Raw genomic sequence first — 15,476 nt, 5'->3', positions numbered from 1 at the left:
GAAGGGGAAGAGTATAACATGAAACGTCTTCAGAGAGGAGAATCATTAGCTGGGAGATTCTCTAGATAGTTATGTTAGAAGGTAGCCCTGGAGCATCTTTTCTGAACAGAATAGTTCTTATTAGGAAAAGACGGATTTGTCCGTTATCAAATTAAGAGTATAAGCAAATTATGAATTTGTTTGTAAATAAAGGTGGTACCGCGATGTCCCTCGTCCTTTTTGGATGAGGGACATTTTTTATTTTAAGGAGGGAAAATAATGTCAAACACGGAAAAGAATTTACCAACTAAATATGATCATATGTCCGTTGAAGAAGGCCTTTATCAATGGTGGCTTGAAGGCAAATATTTTGAAGCAACAGGAGACGAGAAGAAACAACCGTATACAATTGTAATTCCACCTCCGAACGTAACTGGTAAGTTACACTTAGGTCATGCTTGGGATACAACTCTTCAAGATATTTTAACTCGTACGAAGCGTATGCAAGGATACGATGTACTATGGCTTCCAGGAATGGACCATGCTGGTATCGCAACACAAGCGAAAGTAGAAGGAAAACTTCGTGAAGAAGGTATTTCACGTTACGATCTTGGCCGTGAAAAATTCCTTGAAAAAGCTTGGGAGTGGAAAGAAGAGTACGCTTCTCACATTCGTCAACAATGGGGGAAAGTTGGTTTAGGACTAGACTATTCTCGTGAACGTTTCACATTAGACAAAGGTTTATCAGATGCGGTTAATAAAGTATTCGTTCAATTATACGAAAAAGGCTTAATTTACCGTGGTGAATATATCATCAACTGGGATCCAGCTACACGTACAGCTCTTTCTGATATTGAAGTAATTCATAAAGAAGTTCAAGGTGCATTCTACCATATGAACTATCCGTTAACAGATGGTTCTGGTCATATTCGTCTTGCGACAACTCGTCCAGAAACGATGCTTGGTGATACAGCAGTAGCAGTTCATCCAGAAGACGATCGTTACAAACATTTAATCGGAAAAACAGTTACACTTCCAATCGTAGGCCGTGAGATTCCGATTATTGCTGATGAGTACGTAGAAAAAGATTTCGGAACGGGCGTTGTAAAAATTACACCAGCTCATGACCCGAATGACTTTGAAGTAGGTAACCGTCATGACTTACCACGCATTTTAGTAATGAACGAAGATGGAACAATGAATGAAAAAGCTGGTAAGTATAACGGTATGGATCGTTTCGAATGCCGTAAAGAATTAGTAAAAGACTTACAAGAAGCTGGCGTATTAGTAGAAATCGAGCCACATATGCATTCAGTAGGTCATAGTGAGCGTAGCGGTGCAGTTGTTGAGCCTTATTTATCAACGCAGTGGTTCGTAAAAATGGCTCCACTTGCTGAAAAAGCAGTAGCGCTTCAACAAAAAGAAGAAGAAAAAGTAACGTTCGTACCAGAGCGTTTTGAAAACACATATTTACGTTGGATGGAAAATATTCATGACTGGTGTATTTCTCGTCAATTATGGTGGGGACACCGTATTCCAGCTTGGTACCATAAAGAAACTGGTGAAGTATACGTAGGTACAGAAGCACCAGCAGATATTGAAAACTGGAATCAAGATAACGATGTACTTGATACATGGTTCAGTTCAGCGTTATGGCCATTCTCAACACTTGGTTGGCCAAATGAAGATTCAGCAGACTTCAAACGTTACTATTCAACAGATGCACTAGTAACGGGTTATGATATCATCTTCTTCTGGGTATCTCGTATGATTTTCCAAGGTTTAGAGTTTACAGGCGAGCGTCCATTTAAAGATGTATTAATTCACGGTTTAGTTCGTGACGAGCAAGGTCGTAAAATGAGTAAATCTCTTGGTAACGGTATTGACCCAATGGATGTTATCGAGAAGTACGGTGCAGATGCAATGCGTTTCTTCTTATCAACAGGAAGTGCACCAGGTCAAGATTTACGTTTCAGCATGGAAAAAGTAGAATCTACTTGGAACTTCATTAATAAAATTTGGAACGCATCACGTTTCGTATTAATGAACATGGATGATATGAAGTATGAAGAAATCGATTTAACTGGTGAAAAATCAGTTGCGGATAAGTGGATCTTAACTCGCTTAAACGAAACAATCGAAAGCGTAACACGTAACATGGATAAATATGAGTTCGGTGAAGCTGGTCGTTCATTATACAACTTCATTTGGGACGATTTCTGTGATTGGTATATTGAAATGGCGAAACTTCCACTATACGGTGAAGATGAAGCAGCTAAGAAAACAACTCGTTCTATTTTAGCTTACGTATTAGATCAAACAATGCGTCTATTACACCCATTCATGCCATTCGTAACAGAGAAAATTTGGCAACATTTACCGCATGAAGGAGAGTCTATTACAGTAGCTGCTTGGCCAACAGTTCGCGAAGATTTACAAGATACGGAGGCTGCGGCAGAAATGCACCTTCTAGTTGATATCATTCGCTCTGTTCGTAACATCCGTGCAGAAGTAAATACGCCAATGAGCAAAAAAGTTCAAATGCAAATTAAAGCAAAAGATGAGGCTGTACTTGCTCAACTTACGAAAAATAGCTCTTACATTGAGCGTTTCTGTAACCCAAGCGAATTAACAATTCAAACAGACTTACAAGCGCCAGAAAAGGCAATGACTGCAATCGTATCAGGTGCAGAGTTATTCTTACCGTTAGCTGATCTTATCAATCTTGATGAAGAGAGAGCTCGTCTTGAGAAAGAACTTGAGAAGTTCGATAAAGAAGTAGAACGTGTACAGAAGAAACTTTCTAACCAAGGTTTCGTAGCGAAAGCTCCTGCAGCGGTTATTGAAGGAGAGCGTGCGAAAGAGCAAGATTACCTAGAAAAACGCGAAGCAGTTCGTCAACGTCTAGCAGATCTTGAAAAGTAAAAATGTTTTTAGAGACTCACTATATTGGTGAGTCTCTTTTCTTTGCGTATAATAGAACTATGAAAGTTGTCTTTTGAAAGGGGAAAAACATACGTGATACATACATACGAAGAAGCGATAGGGTGGATCCATAGCCGATTGAAATTTGGAATTAAGCCAGGATTAGAAAGAATGAGATGGATGTTAGAAGAACTTGGAAATCCAGAGCGTCATATAAAATGTGTTCATCTTGCTGGTACAAATGGAAAAGGTTCAACGTTAACATATATGCGTTACATGTTAGAAGGCGCGAAATATAAGGTAGGAACGTTTACCTCTCCTTACATCGAATCATTTAATGAACGCATTAGTGTGAATGGAACACCAATTGCAGACGAAGAGATTACTGAACTTGTAAAGCTGGTAAAACCAGTCGTGGAAAAACTAGATGAAACGGATTTAGGGGAAGCGACAGAGTTTGAAATTATTACTGTTATGGCGATTTGCTATTTCGGCAAATTCAATTTCTGTGATGTTGTTTTATTTGAAACAGGGCTTGGTGGACGTTTTGATTCTACCAATGTTATACACCCTGTTCTCACGATTATTACGAATATCGGTCACGATCATATGCATATTTTAGGAAATACACTAGGAGAAATTGCATATGAAAAGGCGGGGATTATTAAGTCTGGCGTGCCGGTAATTACTGGTGTACAAGATGAAGAAGCTGTGCAAGTCATTCAAAATGTTGCAAAGGAAAATCATGCAAACTTATACGAGATGGGCAACCATTTTACAGCATTACATAAACAGTCTAGTGAAGATGGAGAACAGTTCGATTTCACTTGTCCTTTCGCCTCTTTTGAAGATGTGCGAATCACAATGAAAGGCAGCCACCAAGTAGGAAACGCAGCACTTGCGCTTATGGCAGTCATGTATGTAAAAACATACTTATCATTTTTAATTGAGGAAGAAGAAATAAGAACTGGATTACAGGAAGCGTATTGGGTGGGGCGCTTTGAAAAACTGCAAAGTAATCCAGATATTATTATAGATGGTGCTCATAATCCAGAAGGTATCGAAAGCCTTGTGAAAACAGTAGAAGCGCATTACAAAGATAAAAATGTAATAGTGTTATTTACTGCCCTTGGTGATAAACAATTACATAACATGGTAGGCCAATTAGAAACCATTGCAGATGAAATTATTTTTACAACATTCGCCTTTGATCGTGCTATTTCTGCTGATAAGCTTGCATCATATTCACAGAAAGAATCAAAATTAGTTTTTGAAAATTGGAAAGAGGCAATTGATACAAAAGTTGAAATGATAGCAGAAAATGATGTTTTTATCATAACAGGTTCTCTTTATTTCATTTCTGAAGTACGAAAATATATTCGCGAGAAAAACTAGATAGTCTTTGCTATCTAGTTTTTTTGTTCTACAAATGAAGTCAAATGCATACATATAAGATAAATATATAGGGTTATTTGGCGAATTCCTCTGACAAATATCTCGTTTTTTTATGAAATGAATATGATATGATGCGGACAACGATAAGAGGTGAGGTGTGAGTGTATGGACAAGCAATCACGAACGATCTCAGTGAAAGTGAATGGAACAGAAGCGAAGTATGAGGAAAAAAAGAAAGATGAATTTGAATGGATGGTAGTAGAAAGTGAACGACCGAAAAATGTTGTTCCGTTTCAAAAAGCGAAATCAATGTCTGTGGAAAAATACCGAAAGAAGTGGAGTAATACATTAATTGTAATCGTTGCAACTGCAATCATTATCGGTACGGCGTTTGGAATGGGGATGCTTCATTTACTTACTGGACAAGGAACGACAGGAGGAAGTGAAGTGACAGCTTCAAGGCCGACTGGAAATGGAGAATCAAAGGTGGGTGGAACGGCAGAACAAACACCAGCACCGAAAGAAGAAAAACAAAAAGCACAGGCAGGAACGTCATTGGATCCGATGAAATTATTTTTTGTTCAAGGGGGGCTTTATTCTTCTGAAGAAAAGGGACAGGCAGCTCTTGAAGAATGGAAAGGCAATGGGGGCATTGGTGCTTTGAGACCAAGCGGTGATAAGTATGCAATAGTTGTTGGTATTGCTAGCGATGAACAGTCTATAAATCAATTAATGACTAAGTATAAAAATGATGGTGTCCCCGTTTTAAAAAAGAACTGGGATATAACAGATAAAGCATTGCTGAAAGATGATAAAGAAGTAGGAACATTTTTAACAAAAGTGCAGCCATTATACACTCATTTAGCAAAATATGCTTCTAGCGTACAAGTTGGTGGAAAAAGCAGCGCAAAAGATATAGAAGCAATTGAAAAAGAATGGAAAAAGGTTGAAAAAGAAGGGAAAAGTATGAAACAAGAAGAAGCAAAGAAACTGTATATGTATACGTCGGTAGCTGTACAAACAGTAAAAGATGGGAAGATGGATAAGGAATCTTTGGCGAAATTAAATCAAGTTATTATTGATGGTTTACTCTCGTATGAAAAAATTGTTTCGTAGAAAGTGAAATGATAGGATAATAAAATGAGTAAGAAAGAAGTACATGTACTTCTTTCTTTTCTTTTGAATTTAGAGCAAAGTGCTTTCTCTATGACAGGAATATAATCGTATGCAATAAAGAAGTGTTATTTTAGTTAGAGAAATTAATATTTCTTTCATTTGTGGGCAAACTATTCCTTTGATACGATTAATATAAATTGTTCTGCTTCATGTGAGAAAGGAAGGAGAAAATATGAGAAAAATAATTTTAGCTTCAGGGTCACCTCGGAGGAAGGAATTGCTTGAGTTAGCTAGTGTGCCATTTGAAATCGTTGTAAGTGAAGTAGAGGAAACAATTGGTGCATATTCATCGCCTTCTGATATTGTAATGTCGCTTGCCTTGCAAAAAGCATCAGCGGTGGCAGAAAATAATAGTGATCACATTGTGTTAGGTGCAGATACAATTGTTACATATGAGTCGCGTATTCTTGGTAAGCCTTCTAATGAGGATGAGGCGAAAGAAATGTTACAATTACTATCAGGGAAAACACATGAAGTGTATACAGGTGTTGCGATTATAGCAAAAGAAAAAACGGTTACTTTTTATGAGCGTACAGAAGTTACATTTTGGGAGTTAACAGAAGAGGAAATTGATACATACGTCGCGTCGAAAGAACCTCTTGATAAAGCCGGTAGTTATGGGATTCAAGGTAAAGGATCTATTTTCGTTCAAAATATTCAAGGGGACTACTATAGTGTAGTTGGCTTACCAATTGCACGTCTCGTTCGGGAATTAAAACAATTTGATATTGATGTAACCCATGCGTAAAATTGCATGGGGTTTTCTTTGAGAGAACAAATAAAGGGGTGGAGAGATGAACGGTATTCGTGATGTTGTAAGAGAAGAACAGCCACGGGAGCGTTTATTGTTAGAAGGTGCTGGAAGTTTATCAAATCGAGAGCTTCTCGCAGTGTTACTCAGAACAGGTTCTAAAGAAGAAACAGTTTTAAAGTTGTCAGATAAAATTTTACATCAATTTGATGGCTTACGTATGTTGAAAGATGCAACATTAGAAGAGCTAATTAGTATACATGGTATTGGGATTTCAAAGGCATCGCAACTTATGGCAGCCTTTGAACTAGGCAGAAGAATGGTACGTTTAGAATATCAAAATAGATATAGTATTCGAAGTCCAGAAGATTGTGCGAAATACATGATGGAAGAAATGCGTTTTTTACAACAAGAGCATTTTGTTTGTTTATATTTAAATACAAAAAATCAAGTTATACATAGGCAAACGATCTTTATTGGAAGTTTAAACACGTCAATTGTACACCCGAGGGAAGTTTTTAAAGAAGCCTTCCGTCGTGCAGCAGCCTCTATCATATGTCTTCATAACCATCCCTCAGGAGATCCCACGCCGAGCCGTGAAGATATTGCAGTAACAAAACGCTTAGTAGAATGCGGCCAGATTATCGGAATTGAAGTGCTTGATCATATTATAATAGGTGACCATAAATTCGTGAGTTTAAAGGAAAAAGGTCATATTTAAGACTATGCTTTTTACTTATTTTGTTTTATAATGTGATTTATGAGTTTTTTGTAGAAATTTATCTACAAAAAGGATAAAGATATAAAAAACGTACTGTTTTTATAATATAAAGTAAGAAAAAATGAGTCCGTGAAAACAAGAAAGGAAGATAAATAATATGTTTGGATTTGGTGGATTTACTCGCGATCTTGGAATAGACTTAGGAACTGCGAACACGCTTGTATATGTAAAAGGAAAAGGTGTAGTTTTACGTGAACCTTCAGTAGTTGCGTTACAAACTGATACGAAACAAATCGTTGCTGTAGGTAGCGATGCAAAACAAATGATTGGTCGTACACCAGGGAACGTTGTGGCACTTCGCCCGATGAAAGACGGTGTAATTGCTGATTATGAAACAACTGCAACAATGATGAAATATTACATTCAACAAGCTCAAAAATCAAACGGTTTCTTCTCACGTAAGCCGTATGTAATGGTATGTGTACCATCTGGTATTACAGCTGTAGAAAGACGTGCAGTAATCGATGCGACTCGTCAAGCGGGTGCTCGTGATGCTTATCCTATCGAAGAGCCATTTGCAGCAGCAATTGGTGCAAACTTACCTGTTTGGGAACCAACTGGTAGTATGGTTGTTGATATCGGTGGCGGTACAACAGAAGTTGCAATTATTTCTCTAGGTGGTATTGTAACAAGCCAGTCAGTCCGTGTTGCTGGTGATGATATGGACGATTCAATCATTCAGTACATTAAGAAAAGCTATAACTTAATGATCGGTGAAAGAACAGCTGAAGCATTAAAATTAGAAATTGGTTCTGCAGGCGAGCCAGAAGGTATCGAGCCTATGGAAATTCGCGGTCGTGATTTAGTAAGTGGTTTACCAAAAACAGTACTAATTCAGCCAGAAGAAATTGCAGATGCATTAAAAGATACAGTAGATGCGATTGTAGAATCAGTTAAAAATACGTTAGAAAAAACTCCACCTGAATTAGCGGCTGATATTATGGACCGCGGTATCGTATTAACAGGTGGCGGGGCATTACTACGTAATTTAGATAAAGTAATTAGTGAAGAAACGAAAATGCCAGTTCTTGTTGCAGAAGATCCATTAGATTGCGTAGCAATTGGAACAGGTAAAGCATTAGACAATATCGATCTTTTCAAAACTGCTGCTCGATAATATTGCAAAATAAAAATCAGTGAAATTAAGAGGGTGTGAACGTGCCACAGTTTTTCTTAAACAAAAGATTAATTGTTTTGTTGGTTAGTATTATTCTTCTCGTGGCATTGATTGGAATCTCATTGAAAGAACGGAACAGTTTAACATGGCCAGAGCAGTTTGTTAAAGATACTGTCGGTGTTGTAGAACGTGTATTCCAAAAGCCAGCGAAATACGTAGCTGGATTCTTCGAAAATGTAGAGGATGTAAAGCGCACGTATGAAGAGAATAAAGAATTAAAAGCAAAATTAGATAATTATGCAGGTCTATCAGGGAAAGTAAAACAATTAGAAGATGATAACAAGAAGTTACAAGAGCTAACTGGTAAAAAAGAGTTAAATAGCGGGTATACTGAAATTCCAGCTACTGTTGTTTCTCGTAATCCAGATAAATGGTACGATTTAATTGGAATTGATAAAGGGGCACAGCAAGGAATTAAAAAAGATATGGCTGTAGTAACTTCACAAGGGTTAGTTGGAAGAGTGAAAAGTGTATCTCAATTTACATCATCAGTAGAATTACTAAGTTCTATGAGCCGAACAAATCGCGTTTCTGCTATTGTACAAGGGCAAGAGAAAATCTTTGGATTGATTGAAGGTTATGACAAAGAAAAGCAATTACTTCTTTTCACAAAGATTGGCTCTGATGCACCGGTAGAGAAAGATCAACTAGTTGTAACATCTGGACTGGGTGATATTTTCCCGAAAGGTCTTGTAATTGGAAAAATCGTTGAAGTTCAGCCGGATGCATATGGCTTAACAAAAACAGCTTATGTAAAACCTGCCGCTGATTTAAATGACGTAGAGCATATTACGGTTGCTAAACGTGCAACACCTTCAGCGCCATTAGAATAGGAGGAGAAGAAGAGATGATGAAGATATTAAAAAGAGCAGCTCTTCCTCTTTTGCTCCTTTTTGTGTTTCTATTTGAAAATATGTTTGCTACTGTTGTTCCAACGGATGTGTTTTGGAAAGACAGCATAGCAGCACCGCATTTCTTTATAATCGTCTTATGTTTTATTACAGTGTATTATAGTCCGGTCCAAGGGATTTATTACGGACTATTATTTGGCTTCTTATTTGATACCGTATACACAGAACTTGTCGGGATATATATTTTTGCTTATCCGATTTTAGCTTATTTAGTATATAGTGTGATGAAAGTACTACAATTGAATTTATTTATTGTTGTTTCTATCATATTAGCTAGCGTTGTAGCACTAGAGTATTATGTGTATGGATTCTTAACTTTATTAGGACGTACTCATATGCCAGCGTATGTCTTTTTCACAGATCGTCTCCTTTCTACTTTATTGTTAAATGCTATTTTCTTATTGATAGTTTGTTTCCCACTGAGACGATATATAGTGCGTCTTTCAAAAGCGATGGAAGAAAAAGAAAAAAGGATTTTCTAATTTTATGTCGAATTGAATCGGTGGGGTGAACTTTAGTGGAAGAAAAAAAGCAACAAAATGTAACGATAAAAGGGACAAAAGATGGGATAACGCTTCATTTAGATGATTGTTGTTCATTCTCAGAATTATTGATGGAATTAGACGAAAAACTTTCTACACATTACTACGATGGTGATGGGCGCTCTTTAATTGAAGTGCATGTGAAAGTAGGAAATCGTTATTTAACAGAAGTCCAACAAGAAGAGATTCGTACGTTAATTCGTAATAAAAAGAATCTTGTTGTGGATTCAATTGAAAGTGATGTTATCACTAAAGCAGAAGCAATAGCTTGGAAAGAAGAAACAGAAATTGTCCCGATTTCCAAAATTGTTCGCTCTGGACAAGTTTTACATGTAAAAGGAAATTTGTTGTTAATTGGAGATGTTAATCCAGGCGGAACGGTTATCGCTGGGGGGAATATTTTTGTCGTAGGATCATTAAGAGGAATTGCACATGCTGGGTATTATGGGGATTCGGATGCTGTAATCGCTGCATCTGTTATGAACCCGATGCAACTTCGAATTAGTGATGTGGCAATGCGGGCTCCGGAAGAGAAAGAAGACGGAGCGGAGGCGGCAGAATGTGCGTATATTAATGAGAACAATCACATTGTTGTCGATCGCCTGCAACTTCTCACTCATCTTAGACCTAATTTAACAAAGTTAGAAAGGGGAATTGTATAGCTGTGGGAGAGGCAATAGTAATTACATCTGGAAAAGGCGGAGTAGGTAAAACTACTACATCTGCGAACATTGGTACGGCCCTAGCGTTATCTGGAAAGAAAGTGTGCTTAATTGACACAGATATCGGTCTTCGAAATTTAGACGTAGTAATGGGGCTGGAAAATCGTATTGTATTTGATCTTGTTGATGTCGTTGAAGGGCGTTGCCGTTTACCTCAGGCTCTTATTAAAGACAAACGTTTTGATGATCTTTATTTATTACCTGCAGCACAAACGAGTGATAAATCAGCGGTAACACCTGAACAAATGGATGAATTAATACAAGTATTACGTCAAGATTATGATTACATATTAATTGATTGTCCTGCGGGGATTGAGCAGGGATTTAAAAATGCGGTAGCTGGTGCGGATAAAGCAATCGTTGTTACGACTCCAGAAGTATCCTCAATGCGCGATGCGGATCGTATTATTGGGCTTTTAGAAAAAGAGGATATTGAACCACCCAAACTTGTTATTAACCGTGTACGTAGTCATATGCTTCATGAACAGGATATGTTAGATGTTGATGAAATTGTACGTACATTGTCAATCGAGCTTCTTGGTGTTGTCGAAGATGACGATGAAGTTATTCGAGCTACAAATACAGGTGAACCTGTGGCGTTGCAACCAAGCGGAAAAGCAGCGTTGGCTTATCGTAATATTGCAAGACGCTTGTTAGGTGAGAATGTACCATTACAAGCATTTGAACAAGAAAAGGTATCGGTATTTGCAAAGGTGAAAAACTTCTTTGGAATCCGTTAAGAGCACTTCGCACATATGCGAGGTGCTTTCTTTTTTCTTCATACGAATATCTTTCTTTCTTAGCTCATACATATGTACAAACTGTATACAACTGTTTCTAAATGAAATTAGCTTAACGAAAGAAAGGAGACAGTATGAAGAATAGACGCGTAGAAGAAATTAAAAAGCGGATTGCAAAAAGGAAGGCCGAGCAAGAAAGGATGGAGGAAGAGCAGTATTTTAACGGAGGGAATTTTGATAGTGAAGCAGTATTTATTGAAGATGGAGAAAAGGAAATGCATCCCTTATTTCGAAAGGAAGTCTTTTTCTTCAAAGTTTTATTATCAGCAATATTAGTTCTTTCGGTTGCTATTTTATATAAGAATGCTCCTTCTTCATTCAATGGAGCTAAAGCTGTTACAGAAAAAGTGATGAAAGAGGAATTTCAGTTTGCTACTGTAGCGAAATGGTACGAAAAGCAATTTGGAAAACCGCTTGTATTCTATTCGCCGAACGAGAAAAAAGAAGGAAGTATTCAGCAAAAAGATTATGCAATTCCTGCTTCTGGAAAGGTAATGCAAGGGTTTCAAAAAAATGGCCAAGGTGTATTTGTCCAAACAGCTACAAATGCAAAAGTGGAGTCAGTAAATGAAGGGTTAGTTGTTTTTGCAGGCAAGAAAGAGGAACTTGGAAATACAGTTCAAATTCAACATGCAGATGGTACGGAGTCATGGTATGCAAACTTAAACGATATGTCAGTGAAATTATATGATTACGTTTCAAAGAAACAAAAAATTGGAACGGTGAGTAATGATACAAATGATAAAAATGGAAAGTTTTATTTCGCGATAAAAAAGAATGAGAAATTTATTGATCCGATCCAGGTGATATCATTTGATTAAATATAGGGACGTTTTAACGAAAATTTCCGTGCATCCATTATTTTGGGTTATTATTGTCATTGGTATTTTTACTGCGCGTTTTAAAGAGTTACTACTGTTATTTTGTATTGTTCTTATTCATGAACTTGGGCATGCTTTTGCAGCAGCACACTATAATTGGCGTATAAAAAGAATTCAGCTTTTGCCGTTTGGTGGCGTTGCCGAGCTTGAGGAACATGGTAATAAGTCATTGAAAGAGGAACTTGTTGTCGTAATTGCAGGACCGATTCAACATGTTTGGATGATGCTGGTAGGTTATATGTTGTTCAAAGCTGGTTGGCTGAATGCAGATTTATATTATTTCTTCATGTGGAATAATATAATTATTTTAGCATTCAATTTACTTCCTATTTGGCCGTTAGATGGCGGGAAAGTATTGTTTAATGTATTATCATATCGTTTCCCTTATTTACAAGCACATGAAAAGATGATGCAATTGTCATGTGTTTTTTTTAGTGTAATATTAGGATGGCAGTTACTTTGGAATAGTAACAATATTATGATGTGGGTACTACTCATATTTTTAGCAGTGTCATTATATCAAGAGTGGAAACAAAGACGGTATGCATTTATGCGTTTTTTATTAGAACGTTATTATGGAAACAAAAGAGGAATCGAAAAGATTGCACCTATTGAAGTGCAAACGGAAGATCGTTTATATACGATCTTCACAAAATTTCGTAGAGGATATAAGCATTCTATTATCGTCCGTGGAAAATATAAAGAGCATTACACATTGGATGAAAATGAATTGCTCTATGCATATTTTACTGAAAAACGAACAACTTCATCAGTTGAAGAATTAATCGGTTAGTGTTGACGATAGCACTAACCTTTTATTATTGTAAAAGCAAAGAAGATTATAAAGTGAGGAAATAATTTTGAAAACGTTATATGTGAATTACGCTGGTTCGGAAAAGCGCGTTGCAATTGAAGAGAAGAAAAAGATTGTTGAGTTTTTATGGAAACGTAATGAAGAGCAAGAGATTGTTGGGCATATTTATGTTGGACGTATCGTAAGAACAATTGCTGGAATGAACGCAGCTTTTGTAAATATAGGTTTAGAAAAACATGCGTATCTTTCATACGATGATGTACCACCTTCTTATCGTATACATGAAGGGCAAGCGATACTCGTACAGGTTGTGAAAGAGGCAATTGATACGAAAGGGCCTAAATTGACAGCGAATATAGAATTTACCGGGAAATATGTCGTTTATATGCCGTTTGATGAGATGCGAGCTGTTTCTCGGAAAATAAAAAATAATAAAAGAAGACAACAGCTACTTGAAATTGAAGTAGAAGGAACGGGAGGTTACATTTTCCGCTCTGCTTCTGAAAAAGGGGGAATTGAAGAAATACAAGCTGAAATGCAAGGGTTACAACAGTTGTATGAAGAGTTAAAAAGAAAAGAGGATCAAGGAAAGGCGCCGTTATTACTTCATCGACCGGCGACCTTTTTAGATCGTGTATTTCAAGAGAACCCAATTGAAACAATTGAAAAAGTAGTTGTAGATACAAGAAGTATAGTAAAAGAGTTAGAAGACAAAGTTGGAAAAGAAAAAGTATCTTTTTATAATGAAAAGTCTTCGATGTTTAACCATTTTGGAATAGAGCGTGAAATTGAGAAAGCACTCCAAAAAATTGTGTGGCTTCCAAATGGTGCTTATTTAATTGTAGAGCAAATGGAGACGATGACTGTAATTGATGTGAATACGGGCAAGTTTACTGGAAAACAAAATTTACAAGATACAGTACTTCGCACAAATGAGATGGCAGCTGAAGAAATTGCACGCCAATTAAGACTTCGTGATATTGGTGGTATGATATTAATTGATTTTATTAATATGAAAAAAAGAGAAGATAAAGAAAAGGTAAGAGAATGTCTCATAGCTGCTATGAAAGATGATCGTACTTATACAAGAATACTTGGATTTACTGAGTTAGGAATTTTGGAGATGACACGAAAACGTAAAAAACATTCTTTACGTGACGTATTACTAGAAGAGTGTGTATCTTGCAAAGCGACGGGTTATGTGATGTCGCATGAAACAATTGCGTATGAGTTAGAGAGAGAACTAATCACATATGGCAATATAGAAGATGAAGCGGTATTAATCGCTGCGCCTAAAGAACTGCAAAAACAATTTTTGCAAAAAGAATTACAAAAAAATATTCCATTTGAAATTTATTTCAAAGATGATATTATCGAAAAGTACGCTATTATCCGTTTTGGAAGTAAAAAAGAAATTGTAGAACGGAAAAAATAGTTAGTAGAAGATTCATTGACAATACTCAATGAATTATGGTAACATCTTTATGTTATAGTTTATAGCACCTAAACGGCTATATGCTACAACCGCACAAGACAGGTTCCCTAAAGGCATTTATGTCTACCTCGTTTTTGGCGAGTCTTAGTAATTAAGAGGAGGTGCAAGTATGTACGCAATTATCGAAACAGGTGGAAAACAAATTAAAGTTGAAGCTGGTCAAGCAATCTACATTGAAAAATTAGATGTTGAAGCTGGTGAAACTGTTACTTTTGACAAAGTTCTTTTCGTTGGTGGCGAAAACGTTAAAGTTGGTAGCCCAGTTGTAGAAGGTGCAACAGTTACTGCGAAAGTTGAAAAACAAGGTCGCGCTAAGAAAATTATCGTTTTCAAATACAAAGCGAAAAAGAACAATCGTAAGAAACAAGGTCATCGTCAACCTTACACTAAGCTAGTTGTTGAAGCTATCAACGCTTAATTCTGGTTAACATGATTAAAATTACGATAAGTCGCACGAAATTAGGAAGTATCCAATCATTTAAAATGACTGGACATGCCGATTATGCGCCACATGGACAAGACCTTGTCTGTGCTGGAACTACAGCGGTTGTGTTTGGTTCTATAAATGCAGTGGAAGAACTTTGTAATGTGCAAGCAACTATTGAACTCGGAAGTGATGGCGGATTCTTAACGTATGAATTGCCTAATGATTTAGACGTTCATGCAGCAGAAAAAGCACAAACCCTTTTAGAAGGATTAGTTGTTTCGCTTAAGACGATCGAACTTGATTACGGAAAGTATATCCGTTTAATAGAAAAAGTGCAGGAGGTGTAACGTATGTTAAGATTAGATCTTCAGTTTTTCGCATCTAAGAAAGGTGTAGGTAGTACAAAGAACGGTCGTGACTCTCAGTCAAAACGTCTTGGTGCTAAACGCGCAGATGGTCAAACGGTTTCAGGTGGTTCAATTCTTTACCGTCAACGCGGTACAAAAATTTATCCAGGTGTTAACGTTGGTCGTGGTGGCGATGACACTTTATACGCGAAAGTTGACGGCGTAGTACGCTTTGAGCGTCTTGGCCGTGACCGCAAACAAGTGAGCGTATATCCTGTTGCTCAAGAAGCATAAGAACTCACGGAAAACTCTAACCTGAGTGCAGGTTAGAGTTTTTCTATATTAAGGGGTAT

16 protein-coding genes and 2 other annotated features (1 of these 18 running past the window's edge) are annotated in these 15,476 nt (G+C 37.1%); all 16 genes read left to right on the top strand.

Annotated elements, in window-relative coordinates; all coding sequences use genetic code 11:
• Positions 1-221: a binding site (T-box leader), on the top strand; it begins 11 nt to the left of the window's first position.
• A 37-nt stretch (positions 222-258) separates the two neighbouring features.
• The 16 genes from NST90_RS21095 to rpmA all read left to right on the top strand — a co-directional run bounded on the left by NST90_RS21095 (position 259) and on the right by rpmA (position 15,417).
• Positions 259-2,904 (top strand): valine--tRNA ligase, encoded by a 2,646-nt coding sequence (locus NST90_RS21095; RefSeq protein WP_000072250.1) that lies wholly within the window; start codon positions 259-261, stop codon positions 2,902-2,904.
• 93 nt (positions 2,905-2,997) lie between these two features.
• Entirely contained in the window at positions 2,998-4,299 is a 1,302-nt protein-coding gene (gene folC / locus NST90_RS21090; protein ID WP_046393009.1) for a bifunctional tetrahydrofolate synthase/dihydrofolate synthase, read from the top strand.
• 165 nt (positions 4,300-4,464) lie between these two features.
• The gene (locus NST90_RS21085) at positions 4,465-5,415 is read left to right on the top strand and encodes a hypothetical protein (protein WP_044306540.1); all 951 of its coding nucleotides are present in this window, start codon (positions 4,465-4,467) and stop codon (positions 5,413-5,415) included.
• 232 nt (positions 5,416-5,647) lie between these two features.
• Positions 5,648-6,223: a Maf family protein gene (locus tag NST90_RS21080; RefSeq protein WP_001226291.1), complete on the top strand. Its 576-nt coding sequence runs from the start codon at positions 5,648-5,650 to the stop codon at positions 6,221-6,223.
• 46 nt (positions 6,224-6,269) lie between these two features.
• Positions 6,270-6,947 carry a DNA repair protein RadC gene (gene radC / locus NST90_RS21075; RefSeq protein WP_001013390.1) on the top strand — a complete coding sequence of 226 codons (678 nt, stop codon included), beginning with the start codon at positions 6,270-6,272 and terminating at the stop codon, positions 6,945-6,947.
• Between the two features lie 157 nt (positions 6,948-7,104).
• On the top strand, positions 7,105-8,124 hold the full coding sequence (mreB, locus tag NST90_RS21070) for a cell shape-determining protein MreB (RefSeq protein ID WP_000466736.1): 1,020 nt from the start codon (positions 7,105-7,107) through the stop codon (positions 8,122-8,124).
• Positions 8,125-8,165: 41 nt separating this feature from the next.
• The gene (gene mreC / locus NST90_RS21065) at positions 8,166-9,017 is read left to right on the top strand and encodes a rod shape-determining protein MreC (protein WP_001135488.1); all 852 of its coding nucleotides are present in this window, start codon (positions 8,166-8,168) and stop codon (positions 9,015-9,017) included.
• A gap of 14 nt (positions 9,018-9,031) precedes the next feature.
• Positions 9,032-9,577 carry a rod shape-determining protein MreD gene (gene mreD / locus NST90_RS21060; RefSeq protein ID WP_000975766.1) on the top strand — a complete coding sequence of 182 codons (546 nt, stop codon included), beginning with the start codon at positions 9,032-9,034 and terminating at the stop codon, positions 9,575-9,577.
• A 35-nt stretch (positions 9,578-9,612) separates the two neighbouring features.
• The gene (minC, locus tag NST90_RS21055; protein ID WP_000391521.1) at positions 9,613-10,299 is read left to right on the top strand and encodes a septum site-determining protein MinC; all 687 of its coding nucleotides are present in this window, start codon (positions 9,613-9,615) and stop codon (positions 10,297-10,299) included.
• Positions 10,300-10,301: 2 nt separating this feature from the next.
• Entirely contained in the window at positions 10,302-11,099 is a 798-nt protein-coding gene (gene minD, locus NST90_RS21050; RefSeq protein ID WP_000503309.1) for a septum site-determining protein MinD, read from the top strand.
• 134 nt (positions 11,100-11,233) lie between these two features.
• Positions 11,234-11,980: a stage IV sporulation protein SpoIVFA gene (spoIVFA, locus tag NST90_RS21045; protein ID WP_000797471.1), complete on the top strand. Its 747-nt coding sequence runs from the start codon at positions 11,234-11,236 to the stop codon at positions 11,978-11,980.
• Positions 11,973-12,833, top strand: coding sequence for a stage IV sporulation intramembrane metalloprotease SpoIVFB (spoIVFB, locus tag NST90_RS21040; protein WP_000599058.1), 861 nt, complete (start codon positions 11,973-11,975; stop codon positions 12,831-12,833). The genes spoIVFA and spoIVFB overlap by 8 nt, the downstream gene beginning before the upstream one ends.
• Before the next feature lie 67 nt (positions 12,834-12,900).
• Entirely contained in the window at positions 12,901-14,289 is a 1,389-nt protein-coding gene (locus tag NST90_RS21035; protein WP_000855481.1) for an Rne/Rng family ribonuclease, read from the top strand.
• 77 nt (positions 14,290-14,366) lie between these two features.
• Positions 14,367-14,444: a sequence feature (ribosomal protein L21 leader region), on the top strand.
• 14 nt (positions 14,445-14,458) lie between these two features.
• Entirely contained in the window at positions 14,459-14,767 is a 309-nt protein-coding gene (gene rplU, locus NST90_RS21030; RefSeq protein ID WP_000270907.1) for a 50S ribosomal protein L21, read from the top strand.
• Between the two features lie 11 nt (positions 14,768-14,778).
• Entirely contained in the window at positions 14,779-15,123 is a 345-nt protein-coding gene (locus NST90_RS21025) for a ribosomal-processing cysteine protease Prp (protein ID WP_001973720.1), read from the top strand.
• A 3-nt stretch (positions 15,124-15,126) separates the two neighbouring features.
• On the top strand, positions 15,127-15,417 hold the full coding sequence (gene rpmA, locus NST90_RS21020) for a 50S ribosomal protein L27 (protein ID WP_000944957.1): 291 nt from the start codon (positions 15,127-15,129) through the stop codon (positions 15,415-15,417).
• Positions 15,418-15,476: the final 59 nt, after the last annotated feature.

Source organism: Bacillus sp. FSL E2-8900 (assembly GCF_037966225.1).
GTDB lineage: Bacteria > Bacillota > Bacilli > Bacillales > Bacillaceae_G > Bacillus_A > Bacillus_A cereus.
Note: the sequence above shows the minus strand (reverse complement) of the source record. Positions and strands in the feature narration are given on the sequence as shown.

What these genes read in the sequence shown, in the direction of transcription:
- NST90_RS21095 (WP_000072250.1), top strand. Translation starts at nt 259, where the DNA reads ATGTCAAACACGGAAAAGAATTTACCAACTAAATATGATCATATGTCC.
- NST90_RS21085 (WP_044306540.1), top strand. Translation starts at nt 4,465, where the DNA reads ATGGACAAGCAATCACGAACGATCTCAGTGAAAGTGAATGGAACAGAA.
- NST90_RS21080 (WP_001226291.1), top strand. Translation starts at nt 5,648, where the DNA reads ATGAGAAAAATAATTTTAGCTTCAGGGTCACCTCGGAGGAAGGAATTG.
- radC (WP_001013390.1), top strand. Translation starts at nt 6,270, where the DNA reads ATGAACGGTATTCGTGATGTTGTAAGAGAAGAACAGCCACGGGAGCGT.
- mreB (WP_000466736.1), top strand. Translation starts at nt 7,105, where the DNA reads ATGTTTGGATTTGGTGGATTTACTCGCGATCTTGGAATAGACTTAGGA.
- mreD (WP_000975766.1), top strand. Translation starts at nt 9,032, where the DNA reads ATGATGAAGATATTAAAAAGAGCAGCTCTTCCTCTTTTGCTCCTTTTT.
- spoIVFA (WP_000797471.1), top strand. Translation starts at nt 11,234, where the DNA reads ATGAAGAATAGACGCGTAGAAGAAATTAAAAAGCGGATTGCAAAAAGG.
- rplU (WP_000270907.1), top strand. Translation starts at nt 14,459, where the DNA reads ATGTACGCAATTATCGAAACAGGTGGAAAACAAATTAAAGTTGAAGCT.
- NST90_RS21025 (WP_001973720.1), top strand. Translation starts at nt 14,779, where the DNA reads ATGATTAAAATTACGATAAGTCGCACGAAATTAGGAAGTATCCAATCA.
- rpmA (WP_000944957.1), top strand. Translation starts at nt 15,127, where the DNA reads ATGTTAAGATTAGATCTTCAGTTTTTCGCATCTAAGAAAGGTGTAGGT.